This window comes from Luteimonas sp. 22616, from assembly GCF_052044325.1.
GTDB lineage: Bacteria > Pseudomonadota > Gammaproteobacteria > Xanthomonadales > Xanthomonadaceae > Luteimonas.
This window is the reverse complement of record NZ_JBQEMW010000001.1, coordinates 1823685-1847908: the sequence shown is the minus strand read 5'-3', so window position 1 is coordinate 1847908 and position 24224 is coordinate 1823685. Positions and strand designations below refer to the sequence as shown.

The 24224-nt window shown below is 69.7% G+C and carries 21 protein-coding genes; 16 read left to right on the top strand and 5 right to left on the bottom strand.

Going from position 1 to position 24224, the window contains the following annotated elements; genetic code table 11:
- The first annotated feature begins 127 nt into the window (after positions 1-127).
- Positions 128-1264, top strand: coding sequence for a phytase (locus tag ACTJIL_RS08465; RefSeq protein ID WP_440755086.1), 1137 nt, complete (start codon positions 128-130; stop codon positions 1262-1264).
- 8 nt (positions 1265-1272) lie between these two features.
- Positions 1273-2673 carry a fibronectin type III domain-containing protein gene (locus tag ACTJIL_RS08460; RefSeq protein ID WP_440755085.1) on the top strand — a complete coding sequence of 467 codons (1401 nt, stop codon included), beginning with the start codon at positions 1273-1275 and terminating at the stop codon, positions 2671-2673.
- Between the two features lie 64 nt (positions 2674-2737).
- Here the strand turns inward: ACTJIL_RS08460 and ACTJIL_RS08455 are convergent, their stop codons facing one another.
- Complete coding sequence (locus tag ACTJIL_RS08455; RefSeq protein WP_440755084.1) at positions 2738-4246, bottom strand: aminotransferase class III-fold pyridoxal phosphate-dependent enzyme; 1509 nt, start codon at positions 4244-4246, stop codon at positions 2738-2740.
- Positions 4247-4429: 183 nt separating this feature from the next.
- Here ACTJIL_RS08455 and ACTJIL_RS08450 point away from each other — a divergent pair, with 183 nt between their 5' ends.
- The 9 genes from ACTJIL_RS08450 to secF all read left to right on the top strand — a co-directional run bounded on the left by ACTJIL_RS08450 (position 4430) and on the right by secF (position 14721).
- Positions 4430-4861 (top strand): Lrp/AsnC family transcriptional regulator, encoded by a 432-nt coding sequence (locus ACTJIL_RS08450; protein ID WP_440755083.1) that lies wholly within the window; start codon positions 4430-4432, stop codon positions 4859-4861.
- A 179-nt stretch (positions 4862-5040) separates the two neighbouring features.
- The gene (gene queA / locus ACTJIL_RS08445) at positions 5041-6072 is read left to right on the top strand and encodes a tRNA preQ1(34) S-adenosylmethionine ribosyltransferase-isomerase QueA (RefSeq protein ID WP_440755082.1); all 1032 of its coding nucleotides are present in this window, start codon (positions 5041-5043) and stop codon (positions 6070-6072) included.
- 100 nt (positions 6073-6172) lie between these two features.
- Entirely contained in the window at positions 6173-7261 is a 1089-nt protein-coding gene (locus tag ACTJIL_RS08440) for a Fe(3+) ABC transporter substrate-binding protein (protein ID WP_440755081.1), read from the top strand.
- Between the two features lie 13 nt (positions 7262-7274).
- Positions 7275-8999: an ABC transporter permease gene (locus ACTJIL_RS08435; protein ID WP_440755882.1), complete on the top strand. Its 1725-nt coding sequence runs from the start codon at positions 7275-7277 to the stop codon at positions 8997-8999.
- Positions 8996-9991 carry an ABC transporter ATP-binding protein gene (locus tag ACTJIL_RS08430; RefSeq protein ID WP_440755080.1) on the top strand — a complete coding sequence of 332 codons (996 nt, stop codon included), beginning with the start codon at positions 8996-8998 and terminating at the stop codon, positions 9989-9991. The genes ACTJIL_RS08435 and ACTJIL_RS08430 overlap by 4 nt, the downstream gene beginning before the upstream one ends.
- A gap of 70 nt (positions 9992-10061) precedes the next feature.
- Positions 10062-11180 (top strand): tRNA guanosine(34) transglycosylase Tgt, encoded by a 1119-nt coding sequence (tgt, locus tag ACTJIL_RS08425; protein WP_440755079.1) that lies wholly within the window; start codon positions 10062-10064, stop codon positions 11178-11180.
- Positions 11181-11414: 234 nt separating this feature from the next.
- The gene (gene yajC / locus ACTJIL_RS08420; protein WP_440755078.1) at positions 11415-11765 is read left to right on the top strand and encodes a preprotein translocase subunit YajC; all 351 of its coding nucleotides are present in this window, start codon (positions 11415-11417) and stop codon (positions 11763-11765) included.
- 105 nt (positions 11766-11870) lie between these two features.
- Entirely contained in the window at positions 11871-13739 is a 1869-nt protein-coding gene (gene secD, locus ACTJIL_RS08415; RefSeq protein ID WP_440755077.1) for a protein translocase subunit SecD, read from the top strand.
- A 16-nt stretch (positions 13740-13755) separates the two neighbouring features.
- Positions 13756-14721, top strand: a complete 966-nt coding sequence (gene secF, locus ACTJIL_RS08410) for a protein translocase subunit SecF (RefSeq protein ID WP_440755076.1) — start codon at positions 13756-13758, stop codon at positions 14719-14721.
- A gap of 112 nt (positions 14722-14833) precedes the next feature.
- Here the strand turns inward: secF and ACTJIL_RS08405 are convergent, their stop codons facing one another.
- Positions 14834-15661: an inositol monophosphatase family protein gene (locus ACTJIL_RS08405; protein WP_440755075.1), complete on the bottom strand. Its 828-nt coding sequence runs from the start codon at positions 15659-15661 to the stop codon at positions 14834-14836.
- Between the two features lie 87 nt (positions 15662-15748).
- On the opposite strand from ACTJIL_RS08405, the gene ACTJIL_RS08400 reads away from it, so the two are divergent.
- The 3 genes from ACTJIL_RS08400 to ACTJIL_RS08390 all read left to right on the top strand — a co-directional run bounded on the left by ACTJIL_RS08400 (position 15749) and on the right by ACTJIL_RS08390 (position 19672).
- Positions 15749-16531, top strand: coding sequence for an RNA methyltransferase (locus ACTJIL_RS08400; protein WP_440755074.1), 783 nt, complete (start codon positions 15749-15751; stop codon positions 16529-16531).
- 91 nt (positions 16532-16622) lie between these two features.
- Positions 16623-17543: a phosphate/phosphite/phosphonate ABC transporter substrate-binding protein gene (locus ACTJIL_RS08395; protein ID WP_440755073.1), complete on the top strand. Its 921-nt coding sequence runs from the start codon at positions 16623-16625 to the stop codon at positions 17541-17543.
- Entirely contained in the window at positions 17540-19672 is a 2133-nt protein-coding gene (locus tag ACTJIL_RS08390) for a putative bifunctional diguanylate cyclase/phosphodiesterase (protein ID WP_440755072.1), read from the top strand. The genes ACTJIL_RS08395 and ACTJIL_RS08390 overlap by 4 nt, the downstream gene beginning before the upstream one ends.
- A gap of 24 nt (positions 19673-19696) precedes the next feature.
- Here ACTJIL_RS08390 and ACTJIL_RS08385 read toward each other — a convergent pair whose 3' ends face one another.
- Both ACTJIL_RS08385 and ACTJIL_RS08380 read right to left on the bottom strand, forming a co-directional pair.
- Positions 19697-20359 (bottom strand): exopolysaccharide biosynthesis protein, encoded by a 663-nt coding sequence (locus tag ACTJIL_RS08385; RefSeq protein WP_440755071.1) that lies wholly within the window; start codon positions 20357-20359, stop codon positions 19697-19699.
- Complete coding sequence (locus ACTJIL_RS08380; protein ID WP_440755070.1) at positions 20343-21668, bottom strand: hemolysin family protein; 1326 nt, start codon at positions 21666-21668, stop codon at positions 20343-20345. Before ACTJIL_RS08380 ends, ACTJIL_RS08385 begins: the two co-directional genes overlap by 17 nt.
- A gap of 332 nt (positions 21669-22000) precedes the next feature.
- On the opposite strand from ACTJIL_RS08380, the gene ACTJIL_RS08375 reads away from it, so the two are divergent.
- Together ACTJIL_RS08375 and ACTJIL_RS08370 are read left to right on the top strand one after the other, a co-directional pair.
- Positions 22001-22630: a DUF47 domain-containing protein gene (locus ACTJIL_RS08375; protein ID WP_440755069.1), complete on the top strand. Its 630-nt coding sequence runs from the start codon at positions 22001-22003 to the stop codon at positions 22628-22630.
- 14 nt (positions 22631-22644) lie between these two features.
- Positions 22645-23766 carry an anion permease gene (locus tag ACTJIL_RS08370; protein WP_440755068.1) on the top strand — a complete coding sequence of 374 codons (1122 nt, stop codon included), beginning with the start codon at positions 22645-22647 and terminating at the stop codon, positions 23764-23766.
- A gap of 46 nt (positions 23767-23812) precedes the next feature.
- Here ACTJIL_RS08370 and ACTJIL_RS08365 read toward each other — a convergent pair whose 3' ends face one another.
- Positions 23813-24223, bottom strand: coding sequence for a hypothetical protein (locus ACTJIL_RS08365; protein ID WP_440755067.1), 411 nt, complete (start codon positions 24221-24223; stop codon positions 23813-23815).
- Position 24224: the final 1 nt, after the last annotated feature.

Sequence of the window (24224 nt, the reverse complement as noted above, 5' to 3'; positions counted from 1 at the left end):
GCGCAACGTCGTGCACGCGTCATGTGCCACGCTGCCGTGCGTTGGCGTGCAACTTGATGGTCACAAAGCGGGCGGATGATCTTTCGGTTTGACGACACCCCGTCGCCAGCCCGAGGGCCGACCCGTGATGCCGAAAAGCCCGAAACATCTGATCCCCGCCGCCGCCATCGCGTTGCTGCTCGCCGCCTGCGCCGGCGTGCCCGCCATCGAGGATGCCGAGGACCGCGCCGATCGCAGCCGCGAAGCCGCACGGACCGGGGCCGGCTCCGAGGCGACGACCGTTGCCGAGGCATGGCTGTCGGCGATGATTCCGGCGGACAACATCGATTCGCCGACCGCCTGGACCGCGCCCGACGGCAAGGTGTGGGTGATCGCGACCGCGAAGTCCACCGACCAGCTGCTGGTTTACGACGGCACCACCGGTAAAACACTGCAGCGCGTGGGCAAGCCGGGCAAGGCCGAGGGCGAGTTCGACCGTCCCAACGGCGTGGCCGTGGTCGACGACCTGTTGTTCGTGGTCGAGCGCGACAACCGGCGCGTGCAACTGATGCGCCTGCCCGGGTTCACGCCGCTGGCGACCTTCGGCGCCGGCGAGCTCAGGCAGCCTTACGGCCTCTGGGTGAACCGTACCGACGCCGGTTTCGACGTCTACGTCACCGACGCCTACATGGCCGGCGAGGATGCCGCGGGCGAGGACATCCTGCCGCCGCTGGCCGAACTCGACCACCGCGTGCATCGCTACGCGGTTTCCGCCGCTGCGGATGGCTATTCCACGCGCCATGTCGCGGCGTTCGGCGACACCACGGCCGATGGCGCGCTGCGCGTGGTCGAGTCGGTCTGGGGCGACCCGGCCAACGACCGCCTGCTGGTGGCCGAAGAGGACGAGGCCTACGCCAACGAGCTCAAGGTCTACGACCTCGAAGGGCGCTTTGCCGGCCGCACCGTTGGCCGCGACGTGTTCAAGGCCCAGGCCGAAGGCATCGCACTCAAGGCCTGCGCCGACGGCAGCGGCTGGTGGCTGACCACCGAGCAGGGCAAGGGTCGCACCGTGTTCCATCTGTTCGACCGCGCGACGCTGGCGCACGTCGGCGCCGTGGCGGGCAAGACGGTCGCCAACACCGATGGCATCTGGTTGCACGACGTGTCCTCGCAGCGCTTCCCCGAAGGCGCGCTGTACGCGGTGCACGACGACCAGGGCGTGGTGGCACTCGACTGGCGCGACATCGCCGGCACGCTGTCGCTGCACGCGTGCCCGCGCAAGTGAGGGCCGGAATGCACGCCTCGCGTGAGGCACGGCTGGCGTTGGCGGCCGCTGCGCTGCTGGGCACGATTGTCGCGCTGCCCGCGTTCGCGCTGGACGCATCCCGCGTGCCCGAGCCGAACACGCTGGTGCCGGCCGGCGATACGCACTACGTGGTGACCGCGTTCCCGGACCGGATCGTGGCCACGCCCGCGCAGGACGCTGCCACCGGGTTTTCGGTGTCGTGGCGCACCGATGCCGCGATCGAGGCGCCGCTGCTGGAGATCGTGGTCGCCGGCGATTCGCCGGACGTGGGCGCGCCGCGCCGGATGCAGGCCGCGACGCAGGCGCTGCGCACGGAGAACGGCCTCGCCCATCATCATCGCGTCGACATCGACGGCCTCGCGCCCGACACCCTTTACGCCTGGCGCGTGCAGGGCGCTGGTGGCTGGTGGAGCCCGTGGCGGCAGCTGCGCACCGCCGCACCGCCCGGCACGCCGCTGACGCTGCTGTACTTCGGCGACACCCAGAACAAGAACGCCAGCCTCACCTCGCGCGTCGCGCGCGAGGCCCTGCGCCACGCGCCGGACGCGCGCCTGGCGCTGTACGCCGGCGACCTGGTCAGTGGCGGCGATGGCGAGGACGACAACGAGTGGGGCGAGTGGTTCGACGCCGCGCGGCCCGTGGCATCGGGGATGCTGGTCGCACCGGCGGCGGGCAACCACGAGTACTTCGAGGAATTCGAGGACACGCCGCGCGAACGGCGCGTGCTTGGCGCGCATTGGCCGGTGAGTTTCGCGCTGCCCCGCAATGGTGCGCCGGGCGCCGAACGGACCAGCTACTGGTTCGACGTGCAGGACGCGCGCGTGGTGGTGCTCGATGGCACCTCGGCGCTCGACCTCGGTACTGCGCGCGCGCAGGCGCAGTGGCTGGACGGCGTGCTTGCCGGCAGCCCGCGCGCCTGGTCGCTTGTAGTGATCCACCAGCCGATGTTCTCGCCGCGCCAGGACCGCGACAACGCGCTGCTGCGCGAGCACGTGCTGCCGGTGCTGGAGCGCCACCGTGTCGACCTGGTGTTGCAGGGGCACGATCACGTCTACGGCCGTCGCGGCGGTCCGGAGGCGGGGCATGGAACGCCGCAGTACGTGGTGTCGGTGGCGGGCGCCAAGCAGTACCGGCTTTCGGACGAGGCGCGCCGGACGATGGCGCCGGTGGCCGAGGACACGCAGCTGTTCCAGGTGGTGCGCATCGACGGTGACACGCTGCGTTATGAAGCGCGCACCGCCACCGGTCGGCTGTACGACGCGTTCTCGCTGCAGCCCGACGGCAGCGGCGGCCGCCGCATCGTCGAGCAGACCGAAGGCCGCATCAGCCAGCGCGACTGCATCCGGGCGGCGACGCTCAAGGGACGCAAGGACCGATGCTGGGAGTGACGCGCGCAGCCGCGCGCCGGTTCGTCGCGCCGCAGGGCTGAGCCCCGCGGCGCGACGCGAGCGATCAGGCCGCGTCGGCCTGCTTCTGCCGCGGGCCTTCGAGCAGCGCGCGCTTGACCATCGACACGATCAGCTCGATCTCGTCGCTGTCGGCCTCGAAGCGCGGGGTGAAGCGCAGCGAGTTCTCGCCGCCGTGGATCACGCCCAGGCCGCGCTCGCGCAGCCATTCCTCGGTGGAACCCGCGCCGTAACCCTTGAAGCGCGGGTCGAGTTCGCACGAGAACAGCAGCCCGGTGCCCTGGACCTTGGTGATCAGGCCGCCGAGTTCGCCCTTGAGCTTCTCCAGCGATGCCACGGCCTGCTCGCCGCGCTTGCGGATGTTCGTGCGCAGTTCGGGGGTGAGCATGCCCAGCACCGCGCAGGCGACGTCGAGCGCGCGCGGGTTGGCGGTCATGGTGTTGCCGTAGGTGCCGCGCTTGTAGATGCCGGCGGCGCGTTCGTTCACGGCGAGCACCGACAGCGGGTACTGGCCGGCGTTGAGCGCCTTGGAGTAGGTCTCCATGTCCGGCGCTTCCTGGCCCTCGAAGCCGGGGTAGTCGACGATCGACAGCGTGCCGGTGGCGCGCAGGCCGGCCTGGATCGAGTCGACCAGCAGCAGCGAACCGTGCGTCTTGGTGAGTTCGCGCGCGGCGGCGTAGAAGTCCACCGGCACCGCGCGGCCCGGGTCGCCTTCGCCCATCACCGGCTCCAGGAACATCGCCTCGATGAACCAGCCGTTGGCATCGGCGTCAGTGAAGACCTGCTTCAGCGCGGCCAGGTCGTAGGGGGCCACCACCAGCACGCTGTCCTCGTGGCGATAGCTGGCCAGCGCGTTCTCGTAGGCCTTGCGGGTGGAGTTGGAATACAGCGCCGGGGCCTCGGTGCGGCCGTGGAAGGCGCCCTTGACCACCAGGCGCTTGATCGTGCGCCCGGCGTGGCGGGCGCCGGCATCGGTCATGGTCTTGGCGTTGGTGTCGGCGATGCGCGCGGCCAGCGACACCGACTCGGAGCCGGAGTTCAGGCACATGAAGCTGGCGAACGGGCAACCGCCGATGCTGTGGCCGATTTCCTTGCGCAGGGCGCGCTCGGCGCGCAGCTGCGACAGGCTCGGGGTCATGATGTTGGCCATCGCCTGCGGCTTGGCCATCGCGTCGATGATCGCCTGCGGCGCGTGGCCGAAGCCGAGCATGCCGTAGCCGCCGGTGTCGTACAGCACCGCGCCGTTGAGGGTGACGATCCACGGGCCCCGCGCGGCCAGCGCGACGTAGGGGTTCACGCCATCGGCGGGGTAGAAATTGACGAAGCCGGCCTGCACTGCCTGCAACTGCGCGTCCTCGTCGAGGTCGAGCAGGTCGGCGAAGGTGTCCTTGACGTTGGCGTACTCGGCGACGGCGGCATCGATCGCGGCTTCGAGTTCGGGATGGGTGGCGGCGAACTGCGCGATGGTCGCATCGTCCAGGCCGGGGGTACGGCGCTGCCCCTTGTGGGCGCGGAGCGGGGCGAGCTTGTCGGCAAGCGGATTGGTCGTGGACATCGGCGGTTTCCTCCTGGGTGCGTTGCCAGGCCCGGTGCGGGCGGAAAGGCGGTCCGGATCGGGCGCGTGGCCCGCGCTTTCCTGCGGCAATCCTCTATTATCGCGATAATATCGGCGATTGGTAGGGTCGATTTGCGCAATTCAACAGATAATTTCGTCGATTAGACGAAGCGGGTGATCCGAATGAAGCTGACCCAGGCCGATGAGCTGCTGCTGTCCATCCTGCGCGAGAACGCGCGTGCCTCCACCGCCGAGATCGCGCGCCGGCTGCAGCTGTCGCGCACCACCGTGCAGAGCCGGATCGAGCGGCTGGAACGCGAAGGCGTGATCCGCGGCTACACCGTGCGCGTGGGCGACGAGGTAGAGCAGGGCCGGATCCGCGCGCACATCCTGGTCACGGTGTTGCCCAAGCAGATGGCGGCCGTGGTCAAGGCGCTGCACGAGATGCCCGAGGTGCGCAGCCTGCATTCGGTCAGCGGCACCCACGACCTGGTGGCGATGGGCGTGGCCGCCAGCGTGCAGGACATGGACGTGCTGACCGACCGGATCGGCGCGATCGACGGCGTCGAGCGGACCACCTCCTCGATCATCCTGTCGACCAAGTTCGAGCGCTGACCAGTCGCGGAAGCCTTGTGGGAGCGGCCATGACCGCGATGCTCCCAGCCATCGGGTATCCCGGATCGTGGTCATGGCCGCTCCCACGCTTTCTTCGACAGTCCCTCCCGGGTCTCCGGAATCGCGCCGCTTACAATGCGCGCCTCGTTGCAGCGCGTACCGTCCTTGAACATCCGGCCTTGAAGAAATCCGACTTCCATTACGAACTGCCCGCGGAGCTGATCGCGCAGGCGCCGCTGCCCGAGCGCTCGGCCAGCCGCCTGCTGGTGGTGCCGCCGGGCGAGGCGACGTTCGAAGACCGGCACGTGCGCGACCTGCCGGGCCTGCTGCGCGCCGGCGACCTGCTGGTGTTCAACGACACCCGGGTGATCCCGGCGCGATTGTTCGGCCACAAGGCCGGCAGCGGCGGGCGGGTGGAGATCCTGATCGAGCGGCTGCTGCCCGGCAACGAGGCGCGGGCGCAGGTCGGCGCCAGCAAACCGCTGAAGCCGGGTGGGCGCATCGAACTCGATGCCGGCGGCGAAGCCGAGGTGCTCGGCCGCGATGGCGAGTTCTACCACCTGCGGTTCGCGGTCGACGGCGCGTTGGAATCCTGGCTGCTGCACGCCGGCCGTCTGCCGTTGCCGCCGTACATCCGCCGCGAGCCCGGGGCCGACGACGACGAGCGCTACCAGACCGTGTTCGCGCGGCGCGTCGGTGCTGTCGCCGCGCCGACCGCGGGCCTGCATTTCGACGAGGCGCTGCTCGAAGCGCTGCGCGCGGGTGGCGTGCAGTTCGGCCACGTCACCCTGCACGTGGGCGCCGGCACCTTCCAGCCGGTGCGCGTGGACGACATCGCCGAGCACCGCATGCACAGCGAATGGCTCAACGTCGGCGCCGGGCTGGTCGAACAGGTACGGCGCACGCGCGCCGCCGGCGGGCGCGTGGTGGCGGTGGGCACCACGGTGGTGCGCGCGCTGGAGAGTGCGCTGGTCGATGGCGAACTGCAGCCGTTCGCCGGCGATACGCGGATTTTCATCTTCCCCGGCTACCGGATCCGCTCGGTGGATGCGTTGCTGACCAACTTCCACCTGCCGGAATCGACCCTGCTGATGCTGGTCTCGGCGTTCGCGGGCAAGGACAGGATGTTCGATGCCTATCGGCACGCGGTGCGCGAGCGCTACCGGTTCTTCTCCTACGGGGACGCGATGTTGCTGTATCCGCAACGCTGAGGATCGAATCCCGGCTGGAGGCGGTGGTTGCAAACGCATACAATTCTCATTTGCAACGGCGTTGCATCGCAACGGCACACCGCTTCCCGAGGAGTTCCGCATGTCCCCCGCCTTCCGCGCGCCGCGCGCCGTCCTGGCCGCCTGCGCCGCCCTGCTGCTTGCCGCCTGCGGCAGCGAACAGACGCCCGCCGATCCGGCCGCTGCCGACGCCGGCACCGCACCTGCCGCCGCCGGCGAGGTCAACCTCTACACCACGCGCGAGCCCGGCCTGATCCAGCCGCTGCTCGACGCGTTCACCGCGCAGAGCGGCATCGAGGTCAACACGGTGTTCCTCAAGGACGGGCTGATGGAACGCCTGGGCGCCGAAGGCGCGAACTCCCGGGCCGACGTGCTGATGACGGTCGACACCGGCAACCTGCTCGACGTGGTCGAGGCCGGGTACACCCAGGCGGTGGATTCCGACGTGCTGGAGGCTGCGATCCCGGCCCACCTGCGCGGCGCCGACGGCCAGTGGTTCGCGCTGTCGCTGCGCGATCGCGTGCTGTACGCGCACAAGGACCTCGCGCTGGAATCGTTCGCCTACGAGGACCTCGCCGACCCGAAGTGGAAGGGCAGGGTCTGCATCCGCTCCGGCCAGCATCCGTACAACACCAGCTTGTTCGCGGCGATGATCGCGCACGGCGGCGCCGAGGCCACCGAGCAGTGGCTGCGCGGGGTCAAGGCCAACCTGGCGCGCAAGGCCGCCGGTGGCGACCGCGACGTGGCCCGCGACATCCTCGCCGGCATCTGCGACATCGGCATCGCCAACGCCTACTACGTCGGGCGGATGAAGAACGCCGAACCCGGCTCCGAGCAGCACCAGTGGGGCGAGGCGATCAAGGTCATCCGACCGGTGTTCGCCAGCGCCGCCGACGGCGGCACCCACGTCAACATCAGCGGCGCGGCGGTCGCGCGCCATGCGCCGAACCGCGACAACGCGGTGGCGCTGATGGAGTACCTGGTGTCGGACCAGGCGCAGAGCCTGTATGCGCGCGCCAACTACGAGTACCCGGTGAAGGCCGGGGTCGAGCTCGATCCGGTGGTCGCAAGCTTCGGCGACCTGAAGGTCGACCCGCTGCCCTTGACGGAGGTGGTGCGCCATCGCCGCGAGGCCAGCGTCCTGGTCGACAAGGTCGGCTTCGACCACTGATGCCGCCTTGGCGATGATGCCGGACGCGCGGGTCGCCGGCATGCGCGCGCCCTTGTCCGGCGGCGTGCGCATGCGCCTGTCGTCGCTGCTGCCGGAAGGGCCGTGGCAGTGGGCGGCGGTCGTGATCGCCGCGCTGGTGCTGGCGCCGCTGCTGGCGCTGGCGTGGACGGCGCTGCAGGGCGGGCAGGACGGGCTGTGGACGCACATGGCGCGCTACGTGCTGCCGCCGGCGGCACGCAACACCGCGCTGCTGCTGGCCGGCGTCGGCGTGCTGGTGGTCGCGATCGGCACCGGCGCAGCCTGGCTGGTCACCGCGTACGACTTTCCCGCGCGGCGCGTGCTGGCCTGGGCGCTGCTGCTGCCGCTGGCGGTGCCGACCTACATCGTCGCCTTCGCTTACCTCGACCTGCTGCATCCGCTCGGCCCGGTGCAGGGCGTGGTGCGCGAACTGCTCGGCTACGACAGCCCGCGCGACTTCCGCCTGCCCGACATCCGCGGCCTCGCCGGCTGCATCGTGCTGCTCGGTTTCGTGCTCTATCCCTATGTCTATCTGACCACGCGGGCGATGTTCATGACCCAAGCCGCGGGGCTGCTGGAGGCGGCGCGCACGCTCGGCGCCTCGCCGGCGGTGGTGTTTCGGCGCGTGGCGCTGCCGCTGGCGCGGCCGGCGATCGCCGTTGGCGCGGCGCTGGCGCTGATGGAAACCCTGAACGACATCGGCGCTTCGGAATTCCTCGGCGTGCAGACCCTGACCGTCGCGATCTACACGACCTGGGTGACGCGCGCCGACCTGGCTGGCGCTGCGCAGATTGCGCTGTCGATGCTGACGATCGTGGTCGCGCTGCTGGCCGTGGAACGTTACGCGCGGCGACGCCAGCGCTATGCCACCGGCGAGCGGCCGCGGCCGATGCGTGCGCAGCGGCTGCAGGGCTTGGCCGCGGCGCTGGCGCTCGCACTGGGCGTGTTGCCGGTGCTGGTGGGCTTCGTGGTGCCGGCGTCGTACCTGGCCTGGGAGACGGTCGAGCGCCTGGTGGGCGCCGGCGTGTCGCCGCGGTTGCTGGCCAGCGCCGGCAACACCGTGGTGGTGGCGCTGGCCGCCACCGTCGCGACCGTGGCCGTGGGCCTGGTGCTGGCCTGGGCGCTGCGGCTGGCGCAGGTCCGCCGCCGCGCCGCAGGCGCGACCCTGGCGCTGCGCCTGGCCAGCCTGGGCTACGCGGTGCCGGGGACGGTGCTGGCGGTCGGGCTGCTGCTGCCGCTGGCGTGGTTCGACGCAGGTGGCAACGCCCTGCGCGGCGCGTTCGGCCTCGAGCCGCGGCTGTTGCTGATGGGCTCGGCCACGGCGCTGGTGCTGGCCTACCTGCTGCGCTTCCTGGCGATCGCCACTGGCGGCATCGAAGCCGGGCTCGCGCGCATCGCGCCGAGCCTGGACCAGGCCGCAGCCAGCCTCGGCCACGCCCCGGGCGCCACCTTGCGCCGCGTGCACCTGCCGCTGCTGCGCCCGGCGTTGGCGGCGGCCGCGTTGCTGGTGTTCGTCGATACGATGAAGGAGCTGCCGGCGACCCTGCTGCTGCGGCCGCTGAATTTCGAGACGCTGGCGACCTGGCTGTACGCCGAGGCTTCGCGCGGCACCTATGAGGAGGGCGCGGTGGCCGCGCTGATGATCGTGCTGGTGGGCTTGCTGCCGGTGGTGCTGCTGGCACGCACCGGGCTGCGATATGGCGGGGAGCCGGCGGCGTGAGCGCGACGCTGCTCGACATCGACGGCATCTGCGTCGGCTACCCGGCGCGCGGGGGCATGCGCGTGGTGGTCGACGCGCTGTCGCTGGCGCTGGAAGAAGGCGGAATCGGCTGCCTGCTCGGTGCCTCGGGCTGCGGCAAGACCACGGCGCTGCGCGCGGTCGCCGGCTTCGAGCCGGTGCAGGCCGGCCGCATCGAGGTGCAGGGCCGGCGGGTGGCAGAAGCGGGCTTCTCGCTACCGCCGGAGAAGCGCAGCGTCGGCATGATGTTCCAGGATTACGCGCTGTTCCCGCACCTCGACGCCGGCGACAACGTCGCCTTCGGCCTGCGCGGGCAGCCGCGCGCGACGCGCGACGCCCGGGTGGCGGAGATGCTGGCGCTGGTCGGACTGGAAGGCTCGGCGCGCGCCTTTCCGCACGAGCTCTCCGGCGGCCAGCAGCAGCGCGTGGCGCTGGCGCGCGCGCTGGCGCCGGGACCGGCACTGCTGCTGCTCGACGAGCCGTTCTCCAATCTCGACACCGAAACCCGCCAGCACCTGGCCGGCGAACTGCGCGACCTGCTCAAGGCCAGCGGCGCCACGGTGCTGATGGTGACCCACGACCAGGGCGAGGCCTTCGCGATGGCCGACCACGTCGGGGTCATGGACGGCGGGCGCATCCTGCAGTGGGACACGCCGGCCGGGCTGTACGCGCGGCCCGCGCACCGCTTCGTCGCCGGCTTCATCGGCCGTGGCGCGCTGGTGCCGGCGGCGGCGCTGGGCCTGGTAGGGCAGGGCGAGGTGCTGCTGCGCCCGCATGCGCTGGTACCCGACCCCGCGGGCAGCGTCGAAGGCGAACTGCTGGCGCTGGCCTTCAGCGGCCCGGGCCACGTCGGCCGCCTGCGCCTCGCGGACGGGTCCGTGGTCGAGATCGACCTGGACGGCCACCGGCATGCGCCGGGCGAGCGCCTGCGCCTGCGCCTGGACACGCGCGACCTGGTGGTGTTCGACCGCTGAGGTGCACACGGCCTGCGCGCGGCCACGCGTTCCGCGACAATGGCCGGCCCGCCAAGCGCAGCCCTTGCCGATGTCACGCATGCAGTTCGAGTTGTCCGCCCGCGACGGCGCCGCCCGCCGCGGTCGCCTGGTGTTTCCCCGTGGCACGGTTGAAACGCCGGCGTTCATGCCGGTGGGCACCTATGGTTCGGTGAAGGGCGTGCTGCCCGACCAGGTGCGCGCGCTGGGCGCGCAGATCATCCTCGGCAACACCTTCCACCTGTACCTGCGGCCGGGCCTGGAGGTGATCGAGGCCCACGGCGGGCTGCACGGTTTCGCGCGCTGGGATGGGCCGATCCTCACCGACTCGGGCGGCTTCCAGGTGTTCTCGCTGGCGCACCGCCGCAAGATCACCGAGCAGGGCGTCACCTTCCAGGCGCCGACGGATGGTTCGACGGTGTTCCTCGGCCCCGAGGAGAGCATGCGGATCCAGAAGGTGCTGGATTCGGACATCGTGATGATCTTCGACGAATGCCCGCCGGTGCATGTCGACGGCAAGCCGGTCGGCGTGGACGTGGTGGATCGCTCGATGCAGCTCTCGCTGCGCTGGGCGGAGCGGTCGAAGCGCGCGCACGAAGGCAACGACGCGGCGCTGTTCGGCATCGTCCAGGGCGGCGTGCACCATGACCTGCGCACGCGCTCGGCCGAGGGCCTGAAGCAGATCGGCTTCGACGGCTACGCCATCGGCGGACTCGCGGTGGGCGAGACCGAAGCCGAGCGCAACGCCATGCTCGACCACACCTGCCCGCAGCTGCCCGGAGACCGCCCGCGCTACCTGATGGGCGTGGGGCGGCCGGAGGACCTGGTGGAGTCGGTGGCGCGCGGCGTCGACATGTTCGACTGCGTGATGCCCACCCGCAACGCGCGCAACGGCCACTACTTCACCCGTACCGGCACCGTGCGGATCCGCAATGCGAAGTACGAGAACGATACCCGGCCGATCGAGGAGGGCTGCGGCTGCTACTCCTGCAGCAATGGCTTCAGCCGCGCCTACCTGCGCCACCTCGACCGCTGCAACGAGATGCTGGCCCCGATCCTGGGCACCCTGCACAACCTCTGGTACTACCAGTGGCTGATGGCGGGGATGCGCCGGGCGATCGAGCAGGGCAGCTTCGCCAGCTTCCGCGAGTCCTTCCACGCCACGCGCTAGGCCGGGGCTACGACCCGGCACCCTGCGGGATCCGCAAAGTCCGGTGGACGTGGCCCGAGCCACCCGGTCATGGCGCCGAAGGAACCTTCCCGACCGGCCGGAGTCCATTGCTGGCCCCGGCGGCGCTTCGCGGCCGGATTCACGGCGACAACCCGGCCCGGACGCCGCCCCGGCGGCCCCCGGGGCGTGGCCGTGGCATAATTCCCCGCTATTTTGCCCGTGGAACCCTTCCCGATGAACTCGTTCAATCCGCTCGACCTGCTGATTTCTCCCGCCTATGCCCAAGCCGCCGGGCAAGCGCCCGCGGGCGGTGGCCTGAGCTTCCTGATCATGCCGATCGTGCTGATCGCGGTGATGTACTTCCTGATGATCCGCCCGCAGATGAAGCGCGCCAAGGAACACCGTTCGATGCTGGAGAAGCTCGGCAACGGCGACGAGGTCATCACCAACGGCGGCATCGCCGGCGTGGTGCGCGAGATCGGCGACAGCTTCATCACCATCGAGATCGCCGACAACGTCCGCGTGCGCGTGCAGAAGGCCGCCATCGGCAACGTGCTGCCCAAGGGCACGCTCAAGTCCGCCTGACCCCCCGCCTCCCGTCCGGCGCGGCGCCTGCCGCGCCCGGACTCGACAGCCACGTCGTGCCCCGGGCTTTCCGGACGGACCGCGTGATGCCCTGGAAACGCAACGATGCTTGAATTCCCGCGCTGGAAGTACGTCGTCATCCTGCTGGTGGTGCTGCTGAGCACGCTGTACGCGCTGCCCAACATCTATCCGCAGGATCCCTCCGTGCAGATCACCGCCAACCGCGGTGCCGCGATCGACGACGCGCTGCGCCAGAAGATCGAGGCGACGCTGTCCAAGGAGGGCATCGCGACCAAGTCGGTCGAGATCGACAACGGCAACATGCTGGTCCGCCTGCCGGGCCTGGACGAGCAGACCCGCGCGGCCGACACGCTGCGCCCGGAGCTGGGCGACAACTACGTGGTGGCGCTGAACCTGGCCTCGACGGTGCCCTCGTGGCTGGAGGCGCTGCGTGCGCGCCCGATGCTGCTCGGCCTCGACCTGCAGGGTGGCGTGCACTTCCTGCTCCAGGTCGACCAGAAGGCGGCGCTGGAAAAGCGCTTCGAGGCGTACGCGGAAGACGTCCGCGTGGCGCTGCGCGACGCCCGCGTCGGCTATGAGTCGGTCGAACGCCAGGGCAGCGGCGGTGTCATTCGCGCGACCCTTGGCGAGGGCGTCGATGCCGACAAGGCCACCAGCGCGATCCTCAAGGCGATGCCGACGATGCAACTGTCGGCCGATCGCAACGTCGTCACCATCACGGTGCCGGAAGCCGAGGTCAACCAGATCGTGACCGGCGCGATCGAGCAGAACGTCGGCACGCTGCGCAACCGCATCAACGAGCTCGGCGTGGCCGAGCCGATCATCCAGCGCCAGGGCACCGACCGCGTGGTGGTGGAGCTGCCGGGCGTGCAGGACACCGCCCAGGCCAAGCGCATCATCGGCGCCACCGCGACGCTCGAATACCGCGCCGTGGTCGAGGGCAACGCCTACGACGCGGTCGCCAGCGGCAGCGTGCCGCCCGATGCGCGCGTGTACTACCGCAAGGAACTCGGCCCGGACGGCAAGCCGACGCCGATCCTGCTGAGCAAGCGCGTGATCGCGACCGGCGAGCAGCTGGTCGACGCCAAGTACCAGCCCGACCCGCAGAGCGGCACGCCGGCGGTGTCGGTGACGCTTAACGGCCCCGGCGGCCAGCGCATGTTCGACTTCACCAGCCAGAACGTCGGCAAGCCGATGGCGGTGGTGTACATCGAGCGGATCCAGGAAGTGAAGGAAGTCGACGGCAAGGAAGTGCGTAGCACGCGTACCACCGAGCAGGTGATCAACGTCGCCACCATCCAGGGCGTGTTCGGCAAGAACTTCCAGACCACGGGCCTCGAGAGCCCGCAGTTCGCCCAGGACCTCGCGCTGCAGCTGCGTGCCGGCTCGCTGGCCGCGCCCATGGACTTCGTCGAGGAACGCGTGGTCGGCCCGAGCCTGGGCAAGGACAACGTCGAGCGTGGTACCCGCGCGGTGCTGTACTCGTTCCTGTTCGCGCTGGCGTTCTTCCTCATCTACTACCGGATGTTCGGCATCCTCACCTGCGTTGCGCTGCTGCTGAACCTGCTGATCGTGATCGCGGTGATGTCGCTGTTCACCGCCACGATGACGCTGCCCGGCTTCGCCGGCCTGGCGCTGTCGGTGGGCATGTCGGTCGACGCCAACGTGCTGATCAACGAGCGCATCCGCGAGGAATTGCGCGCGGGCATGCCGGCCAAGGCCGCGATCGCCACCGGCTACGACCGCGCGTCGGGCACCATCTTCGACTCCAACATGACCGCGCTGCTGGCCGGCGTGGCGCTGTTCGCCTTCGGTACCGGGCCGCTCAAGGGCTTCGCGATCACCATGATCGTCGGCATCCTGGCCTCGCTGTACACCGCGGTCACCGTCTCGCGTGGCCTGGCCACTTTGATCTACGCGCGGCGCAAGAAGCTCAAGACGATCGCCATCTGACCGGACGCATAACGCCATGAAACTTTTCCCGCTGCATCTCATCCCGGCCAGCCCGAACGTCAACTTCATGCGCCTGCGCTGGATCTCCATCGGCGTGGCCATCCTGCTGGCCGTGGCCGCGTCCGCCGCGATGGGCATCAAGGGCTTCAACTACGCGCTCGACTTCACCGGTGGCACCCTGGTCGAGCTGCGGTTCGATCGTCCTGCGGATGTCGACCACGTCCGCGAGCAGCTGGCGACCGCCGGCTACGAAGGCGCGCAAGTGCAGACCTACGGCAGCGGCAGCGACCTGCTGGTGCGGCTGCAGAACGAAAGCGGGCAGGACAACGCCGCGGCCAGCGCCGCCGCAGCCAAGGCCGTGCTGGCCGCGGTCGATTCGACTGCCAACCCGGCGCACATCACCCGTTCCGAGTTCGTCGGCCCGCAGGTGGGCAAGGACCTGGCGCGCAACGCGGTCTGGGCGCTGCTGTTCGTGATCATCGGCTTCCTGATCTACATCGCGTTCCGCTTCGAATGGAAGTTCGCGATCGCCGCGATCCTGACCACGCTGCACGACGTGCTGATCGTCGCCGGCTTCTTCGCCTTCACCGGGCGCGAGTTCGACCTGACCGTGCTGGCCGGCCTGCTGTCGGTGATGGGCTTCTCGATCAACGACACCATCGTGGTGTTCGACCGCGTGCGCGAGAACTTCCGCAACCTGCGGGTGGAGCCGGTCGAGCTGCTCAACCGCTCGATCAACCAGACCCTGTCGCGCACGATCATCACCTCCTTCGTCGCCTTCCTCAGCGCGCTGGCGCTGTACCTCTATGGCGGCGGCTCGCTGGAGGGCATGGCGCTGTCGCAGATGATGGGCATCGTGATCGGCACGATCTCGTCGATCTTCATCGCCTGCCCGCTGCTGACCATCGGCGCGCTCAAGGTGAGCAAGCAGGACCTGATGCCGAAGGCCAAGGACCTGGAGGCGCTGGCGCGCCGGCCGTAAGGCCCGGTTTCGCCGGATGCGAAAAGGCCGCGCAATGCGCGGCCTTTTTTTGTCCGGATCCCTGTTGCGGGAGCGGCCATGGCCGCTCCCGCAAGGGCTTATAAGGCAGATGTCAGGAAAACGCCTGCAGGTAACCCGAGGAGACGATGGTCTTCAACAGCGGGTCGACGATCCTGACGTTGCCGGCGACGAGGTGGCGCGGGCCGGTCTCGATGTGCACCGGCCCGGTGGCGGCGCCGCGGAAATCGCAGACCCGGCCGCCGGCTTCGCGCACCATCAGGATGCCCGCGGCGATGTCCCAGGGCTGCACCCCGGCCTCGAAGTAGGCATCGGTGCGGCCGCAGGCGACGTAGGCCAGGTCGAGCGCGGCCGAACCGGTGCGGCGGATGTCCTCGGCCGTGGCCAGCAACTCGCCGACGCATTTGAGCTGGGCGCCGGCGCGCTTGCGCTCGCGCGGCGGGAAGCCGGTGGCGAGCAATGCGCCGGCCAGTTCCTTGCGCTCGGCGACGCGGATCCGGCGCTCGTTGACCTGCATGCCGCTGCCTCGGCTGGCGGTGAACAGTTCGTTGCGCAGCGGGTCGAAGATCACCGCGTGGATCGGCTCGGGGCCCTCGCACAGCGCGATCGACACGCACCAGTGCGGCAGGCCGCGCAGGTAGTTGCTGGTCCCGTCGAGCGGATCGATCACCCAGGTATGGCGGCTGGGGCCGCGGTTGCCCTTCTGCGGACCGCCTTCCTCGCCGAGGATGGCGTAGTCGGGGTTGGCCCGGCGCAGCTCCTTGACGATCGCCTCTTCGGCGAGGCCGTCGACCTCGCTGGCGTAATCCATCCGTTCCTTCTCGACCACGTTCAGGGCATCGAGCCGGTGCATGTGGCGCAGCAGGATGTTGCCGCCGGCGCGCGCCGCCTTGACCATGACATTGACAGCGGGTTGTTGCATCGCGGACAGCTCCGGGCGCAGGCAGTGATCGTAAGGGGAAAAGAACGTTCCGGCGCCAAGGCCGGGCGCGGAGTTTACCATTCGCGAATGAACCACGACGTTTCCACCGCCGACCGCATCCGCATCGTGCTGGTCGGCACCCAGCATCCCGGCAACATCGGCTCGGCGGCACGGGCGATCAAGACCATGGGGCTGGACCGCCTGGTGCTGGTCGCGCCGCAGCGCTATCCGCACAACGAGGCCGACATGATGGCCGCCGGCGCCGACGACGTGCTCGCCTCCGCGGTGTGCGTGGACACCCTGGCCGAGGCCGTGGCCGACTGCCGGCTGGTGCTGGGCTGCACCGCGCGCAGCCGCCGGGTGCAGCTGGAAGAACTGTCGCCGCGGGTCGCCGCGGCGCGGGCGTGCGACATGGCGCTGGCCGGTGGCGAGGTGGCGGTGGTGTTCGGCCGCGAGCGCACCGGGCTGGAAAACGAGGAACTGCAGCTGTGCCACGCCGCGGTCCACATCCCGGCCAACCCGGACTACAGCTCGCTCAACCTCGCCGCGGCGGTGCAGGTGCTGAGCTATGAACTGCGCATGGTGTTGCTGGCGGCCGGCACCGCGCAGGCCGCCGATGGACCGGCGCACGAGGGCGGCCATCCTTCGGACCGGCCCGCGAGCCACGCCCAGATGGAGGGCCTGTTCGCGCAGCTGGCGCAGACCCTGGACGACATCGACTTCCACAAGGGCAGGGCGCCGGCGTCGGCGATGCGCAAGCTGCGGCGGCTGTTCCTGCGCAGCGAGCTGGGGGAGCGTGAGGTGCGGCTGCTGCGCGGGATCCTCGCCGACGCACAGCGCATGGCGCGGTTGGCGGCCGAACGGCAGTGAGGATGCCGGGCCACCAGACGTGCGTGCCAGCGGGTGGCATTTCCGCTAGGCTCGCCCAACCCTGCACTCCGGCGCGGCGACGTTGATCGAAATGCTTCATCGTATTGGCAAGGTGCTGGCGATCGGCCTGCTCGCGCTTGCGTTCCCGTCGGGCGTGCTGGCCGACGACGATGCGCACATCCTGGTCCTCGGCCGCATCAGCGACAACCCGCAGGCGCATTACGAACAGCTCAAGCCGCTGCTCGACTACGTGGTGCCGCGGATGCACGACGTCGGCATCACCGAGGGCCGGATCCTGATGGCGCGCGACGCCCGCCAGATGGCCAGCTACCTGCGCCGGGGCCGCGTCGACTGGGTCACCGAAACCGCGGCGACCGCGGTTCAGCTGCAGCGGCAGGCCCACGCCCAGCCCCTGCTGATCACCGAACGCGACGGCGTCAGCCATTACCACACGGTGTTCTTCGCCCGCCGCGACAGCAACATCGGCTCGCTGCCCGACCTGCGCGGGCACAGCATCGCGTTCCAGAACGCCGCTTCGACCAGCGCCTACTTCGTGCCGGCGACCGAACTGCTGCAACGCGACCTTCCGATGGAGATCCTGCTGTCGCCGATGGACCGCCCGGCGGCCGGGTCGGTGGGCTACCTGTTCGCGCGCTCGGAGCTCAACATCTCGACCTGGGTGGACAAGCGCCTGGTCGATGCCGGGGCGATGAGCAACCTGGACTGGGACAACCCGAAGCGGATGCCGCCCGCCTACCGCCGCGACATGAAGATCTTCTACCAGACCGGGGAATATCCGCGTGCGCTTGAAATGGTGCGTGGCGACTTGGATGCGCGCGTGCGCGAGCGCCTGCAGCAGGTGCTGGCCGAGGCCGCCTCCGACCCCGATGCACGCGAGCCGCTGCTGCGCTTCTTCAAGACCACCCGGTTCCTGCCGATCGATGCCGAGGGCAGGCAGGCGCTCGAGGCGCTGGGCGAGGGCATCGCGCGGGTCGGGAAAGAGATCGAATGAAGTTGCGCCACGGCCTCTACCCGCGCTTCCTGCTGCTCGCCACCGGCGTGCTGGTGGTGGTGCTGGCGGTGGTCGGAGTGATGCTGCACCGGCAGGCGACGATGCAGCGCGAAGTCGTCAAGCTCAGCCAGGAGTCGATCCATGCGCTGCTGTTCGACCGCGTGCGCGAGCGCGGCAAGGCGGTGGCCGGCCAGCTTGCCGATTCCCTGGTCAACCCGCTGTACTACTTCGATCTTGACGCGATCGGCGAGGTGCTGCGCAACGTGCTGCGGCAGTCCGATGTCAGCTACGTCATCGTCTACGACAACAGCGGCGCGGTGATCCACGACGGCTCCGACGACATCGCCACCTACGGCCAGGCGATGCACGACCCGCTGGCCTACGAGGTGGTCACCGCACAGGACATGCACGTACAGGTGACCGACAAGGTCCTGGACGTGTCGGCGCCGGTGCGGATCGGTGGCCAGCGCATCGGCGGCGTGCGCATCGGTTATTCGCTCGACTCGGTCGTTGCCGACGAGCACCGGGCCACCGCCGCGATGCGCGAGCGGATGGACGAGATCGGTTACCAGCATGCGCTGTGGGTGCTGCTGATGATGCTGGTGCTGATGGCGATCGGGGTGATGGTGAGCCTGGTGGTGCAGCGGTCGCTGGTGCGCCCGATCCGGCAGCTGGCCAATGCCGCGCGCGAAATCGAGGCCGGCAACTTCGCGGCCGAGGTGCCGGCGACGCCGCGCGACGACGAGGTCGGCGACCTGACGCGCGCGTTCTCGCGGATGGGCGACAGCATCGTGCGCCACGACCGCGACATCCGCCGCATGGCCTATACCGACGCGCTGACCGGGCTGTCGAACCGGCTGGCGTTCCGCGAACACCTCGACCAGCGGCTGATGCTGGTGCGCGGCGCGGCGCGGCAGATGGCGCTGCTGTTCGCAGACATCGACGACTTCAAGCGCGTCAACGACACCCTTGGCCACGATGCCGGCGACGAAGTGCTGGTGCAGTTCTCCAACCGCATCCGCGAGGTGATCGAGCGCGACAGGGACGGGCACACCATGCTGGCGCGCTTCGGCGGCGACGAGTTCGTGATCCTGCTCGAATTTTCCGAGATCGGCGGCGTCGACATCCGGACCCGGGCCAGCCGCCTGGCCGATGCCCTCGTGGAGGAGCTGGGCAGGCCGATCATGGTGCGCGGGCGCCAGGTGTTCCTCGGCACCTCGATCGGCATCACGCTGTTCCCGGACGATGCGTCCAACGCCGCGATGCTGATGAAGAACGGCGACATCGCCATGTACCAGGCCAAGGTCGCCGGCAAGAACTGCCACCGCTTCTACAGCCGTGCCATGGACCAGGCGGTGGAGCGGCGCGTGCACATGGAGCAGGACCTGCGCGGCGCGTGGGAGCGCGGCGAGCTGAGCCTGGTCTACCAGCCCGTCTACCGGCTCTCGGACAACGCGCTCACCGGCGCCGAGGCACTGTTGCGCTGGCAGCATCCCGAACACGGCCCGATCGCGCCGTCGGTGTTCATCGACGTTGCCGAGCAGAGCGGCCTGATCGAGACCATCGGCCCGGCGGTGCTGCGCGCGGCCTGCTTCGACGCGATGCGCTGGACCCGCGAACGCAAGGGCGCTGAGGACCTGTTCGTCGCGGTCAACGTGTCGCCGCGGCAGCTGCGCAATGGCGATCTTTCCGAACAGGTCGCGCAGGCGCTGGCGGACACCGGCCTGTCGCCGTCGCGGCTCCACGTCGAACTCACCGAGACCGCGGTGATCGGCGACGAGATCCGCGCCAGCACCCTGTTGGGGCGCCTGCGCAGCACCGGCGTCAAGGTCTGGCTCGACGATTTCGGCACCGGCTTCTCGGGCCTGAGCCATCTGCGCCGGGTGCCGGTGGACGGGGTGAAGATCGATCGCAGCTTCGTCGCCGACGTGCTGCGCGACCCGGACGACCTGGCCCTGACCACCGCGATCATCGCGATGGCGCATTCGCTGGGGATCACGGTGGTCGCCGAAGGCGTGGAGAAGGAAGGCCAGTACGACATCCTGCGCGAGCGCGGTTGCGACCTCGCCCAGGGCTACTGGCTGGGGTACCCGATGGTGATCCAGGATTTCATGGCGTTGCTGGACTGACCCGCGCCGGCCCCGGGCAGCGCGTCACGTCAGGCGGTCGAGCCACTGCGCCGCTGCCGCCGCCAGGGTGCCGCTGAGCACGCCGAACACCGCCACCGCCACCGCGCCCAGCCCCCAGGCCACGCACATCAGCGCGCCATCGCGCTCGAGCAGCGCCAGCGCGAACAGCAGCAGCAGGCCGCCGAAGACGTAGTTGGTGAAGGGTATCGGCAGTGCCAGCAGCAGGCCGAGCAACACCAGCAGCAGGCCGCTGAACATGCCGGCGATGCGGTGGTCGAGCAGGACCGCGAGCCGCGGCTTGACCAGGTGCTCCAGGCGCCCGAGCCAGGGCGAAAGCCGCTGCTCGAAGCGCGACATGGCATGCCGGCGCGGGCCGCGGCGGGCGATGAACCGCGGCAGCCACGGCGTGTGCCGGCCGACCAGCAACTGCAGGCCGATCAGGATCGCCAGCGGCCCGCTGACCGCGCCGCCGACGCCCGGAATCGGAATGAAGGCCGGCAATGTGGCTACGAACAGCAGCATGCCGAAGGCGCGTTCGCCGAGCCCGGCGAACACGTCGCTGAAGCGGATCGTCTCTTCGGGGTCGCCGACGGCGAGCGCGGCCAGCAGTGCGCGTGTCCCGGGCGGGCGAGGCGCATGATGGCGCCCGTCGTCGTCGCCCCCGGGCCTGTCAGTCGGCGACATCATGCCCGCCGCCCGTGGCGAGTCGCTGCAGCAGGAGCTTGTCGACGCGCGGGCCGTCGAGGTCGACGATCTCGATCCGCCAGCCGCTCCATTCGAAGTGTTCGCCGACGTTGGGAATGCGGCCGAACTGGGCGATGACCATGCCGGCGGCGGTGTGGTAGTCGTACTCGTCCTCCAGCGGAAGCTGGCCGCTGCCGAGGATCTCCCGCAGGTTGTCGACCGTGAGTCCGCCATCGACCAGCAGCGAGCCGTCGTCGCGGGCCACCACCAACGGCGCGGCATCGCCGCCGCCGCTGGCCTGGGTGCGGCCGATCACGGCTTCGACCACGTCGTTGATCGTGACCAGACCGGTGATGTCGCCGTATTCGTCGACCACCAGCGCCAGCGACTGCTGGTCCTCGCGCAGGATCTCCAGCAGCTTCAGCGCCGGCGTCGACTCGGAGACGAACAGCGCCTCGCGCAGGTCGCGGAACAGGTCCTGCTCGCGCTGGTCGAGGCGGTCGAGCAGCGACTTGACCTCGAGCACGCCGAGCACTTCCTCGTCGCTGTTGCGGTAGACGGGATAGCGCGAGAACGGCGTGGCGCGCATGGTCGCCAGGTTCTCCTCGTAGCTCTCGGAGGCGTCGAGCCAGGCGACGCGGGTGCGCGGCGTCATCAGGCTCTCGGCGTCGCGGTCGCCCAGGCGCATCACCCGGTTCATCATGTTGCGTTCGTCGGCGTCGATCACGCCCTGCTCGTGGCCCTCGCTGACCAGCAGGCGGATCTCCTCCTCGGTGATCGCGTTGCGGGCGTCGTCGCGGATGCCGAGCACGCGCAGCACCAGGCGGTTGATCGCGCCCAGTGTGAAGACCACCGGCTTGGCGGCGCGGGCCAGCATGTCCAGCGGGAACGCGACCACCGCGGCGATGCCCTCGGCATTGGTCAGGGCCAACCGCTTGGGGATCAGCTCGCCGAAAATCACCTGGCCGGCGGTGATCAGGCCGACCGCGGTGCTGATGCCGATCGGGCGCGCGTAGTCCGCGGCCGCGGGCAGCGTGCCATGGAGCCACGCGGCGATGGCCAAGCCGATGGCGTCGCCGCCGACCAGGCCGGTGAGCACCCCGATCAGGGTGATGCCGACCTGCACGGTCGACAGCAGGTTGTCGGGTTGCTCGGCCAGCGCCAGCGCCTTGAGCGCACCGCGGCCGAGCGTGCCGGGAGCTTCGCCCATCTGCTTCAGGCGGATCTTGCGCGAGGTCATCAGCGCCATCTCCGACAGTGCGAAGAAGGCATTCAGGACGATCAGTGCGGCGACGACCAGCAGCTCGATCACGATCCCACCTCGCCGGAGGCAAGGCGACGCGCGGCAGCCGGTTTGCCGGTGCCTGGGAGCAGAGTGCGCGGGGGAGGCGGTGGTTCGTCCATAGGGGCGCCCGGGGCGCCGCGGCATGATAGCAGGGCCGCGCCGGCGGGCTGCGGGGTCGCATGGCGGCGGTGGCTCTGTTCCCGGACTCCCTGCTCGTGGGCGGGGCAGGGCAGATGCCGCGCGGGAATCATTTCGCGCGCCGGCATGCAATCCCGGCACGCGCGGCTTCGGAAGATGTCATTTTCCGGTCATAATCGCGCCTTCGCTTCGATCGCAAGCCCGCGACGGGACTCCACACGATGTTCTCACTGCAGACGATCTTCGGCTCCGGCAAGCAGTTCTTCCAGCTGCTCGACGAGTCGGCGGACGCGGCCTACGAGGCCGCCAAGGCCCTCCACACGATGATGCGCGAGCCTGCCGATCGCGAGCCTGCGCTGGATGCCTTCAAGCTGGCGCGCCTGCGCGAGCGCAGCGCGTCCGACAAGATCAGCCAGGCCCTGGTCGACAGCTTCATGACCCCGATCGAGCGCGAGGACATCGAGGCGCTCGGCTCGGCGCTGTACAAGATCCCCAAGCAGATCGAGAAGTTCGCCGACCGTTACTCGCTGGCCCTGCAGCACCTGGAAGGCATCGATTTCGCGCCGCGCGCGGCGATGCTGGAGCAGGCCGCGGGCGTGGTCGTGGAGATGGTCCACGACCTGAAGAACATGCACATCGACCGCATGACCGCGCTGAACGAGAAGCTGCGCTCGATCGAGAACGAGGCCGACCGGCTGATGCTCGAGCTGTACCGCGACATCTACTCGGGCAAGCTCGACCACCTGCAGATGTTCCTGCTCAAGGAGTTCTTCGAGATCCTGGAGAAGGCCATCGATCGCTGCCGGGAGGCCGGCGTGGTCGCCTACCAGATCGTGCTCAAGAACAGCTGACCCGGGGACGCCTGATGCTGACCCTCGTGCTGGTGGTGATCTTCGCCGCGCTCGTGTTCGAGTTCATCAACGGTTTCCACGATACCGCCAACTCCATCGCCACCGTCGTCGCCACCAAGGTGCTGACCCCCGGGCAGGCGGTGATCCTGGCCGCGGTGACCAACCTGTTCGGTGCGCTGACCGGCACCGCGGTGGCCAAGACCATCGCCTCGGGCCTGATCGACACCGATGTGGTCGTGGTCACCTCGCAGGTGATCCTGTGCGCGCTGGGCGGCGGCATCATCTGGAACCTGATCACCTGGTGGCGCGGGTTGCCGTCGTCGTCTTCGCACGCATTGATCGGTGGCCTGTGCGGCGCCGCGTTCGCCGCCGCGCACAACGACTGGGCCGCGCTGGTCTGGTCCGAGCCGGTCGGCAACTGGGCGCAGAACAAGGGCCTGCTGTGGAAGGTGCTGCTGCCGATGATCACCTCGCCGCTGGCGGGCTTCCTGCTCGGCATCCTGGTGATGCTGCTGCTGTGGGGGATCATCACCGCGATGGTGCGCGCGGGCGGCGTGCTGCGGCGCCTGGCGCGGCCGCGCTGGGTCAATGCGTTCTTCGGCAAGGCGCAGCTGTTCTCTGCGGCCTACATGGGCTACGCGCACGGCCACAACGACGCACAGAAGACCATGGGCATCATTGCGCTGACGCTGTTCGGCGCCGAAGCGTCCGGGGCGCTCAACGACCTGCCGGCGTGGGCGGGCTTCCTGCATCCGGCGAGCGCAGGCGACCAGGACATCGCGACCTGGATCGTGATTTCCTGCGCCGTGGTGATGGCGCTCGGGACCGCCTCGGGCGGCTGGAAGATCATCAAGACGATGGGCCACAAGATGGTCAAGCTGCATCCGATCCACGGCTTCGCGGCAGAAACCAGCTCGGCCACCATCCTCACCCTCGCTGCCCACTTCGGCATGCCGGTGTCGACCACGCACAGCATCTCCACCGCGATCATGGGCGTGGGTTTCGCCAAGAACCCGCGCGCGCTGCGGTTCGGCGTGATCGAACGCATCGTGTGGGCGTGGATCCTCACCATCCCGGCCGCCGCCGGCGTCGCCTACGGAATGTTCCGGCTGTTCGAGCTGATGGGCTGGGCGTGAGTGCCGCAGGTCGGGGCTAAGCCCCCGACCTGTGGAAATCCGGCTCCTAAAGCAGGTCGCCTTCCGCGGAAAGGGCGCGCTCGAGGTTGTCGCCCATGCCGCCGATCTCCAGCAACAGGCGATCGACTTCGGAAGCGGTCAGCGCCTCGTAGGGACGGTTCTCGCACAGTTGCAGGTAGGGCACGCCGTCGAGGTCGTCGATGGCCAGGTAGCCGATCCGGCTCTGCCAGTTGAACGCCAGCGCGCGGCGGCAGTCGACGCCGGTGGTCGGTGCGATCACGGTGTTCACGCGCAGGTAGTTGCGGCCGTCGTCGTCGTGCAGCTCGGACAGGAAGATCGCCTGGTGGCGGCGGCCGCTGTCGAGCGAGAGCTCCACGCACATCACGTACGGCTCCTGCATGGTGACGCGGTAATCGCCGGCGTTGACGTGACGGCGGATCTGCTCGAAGTTCTGCATG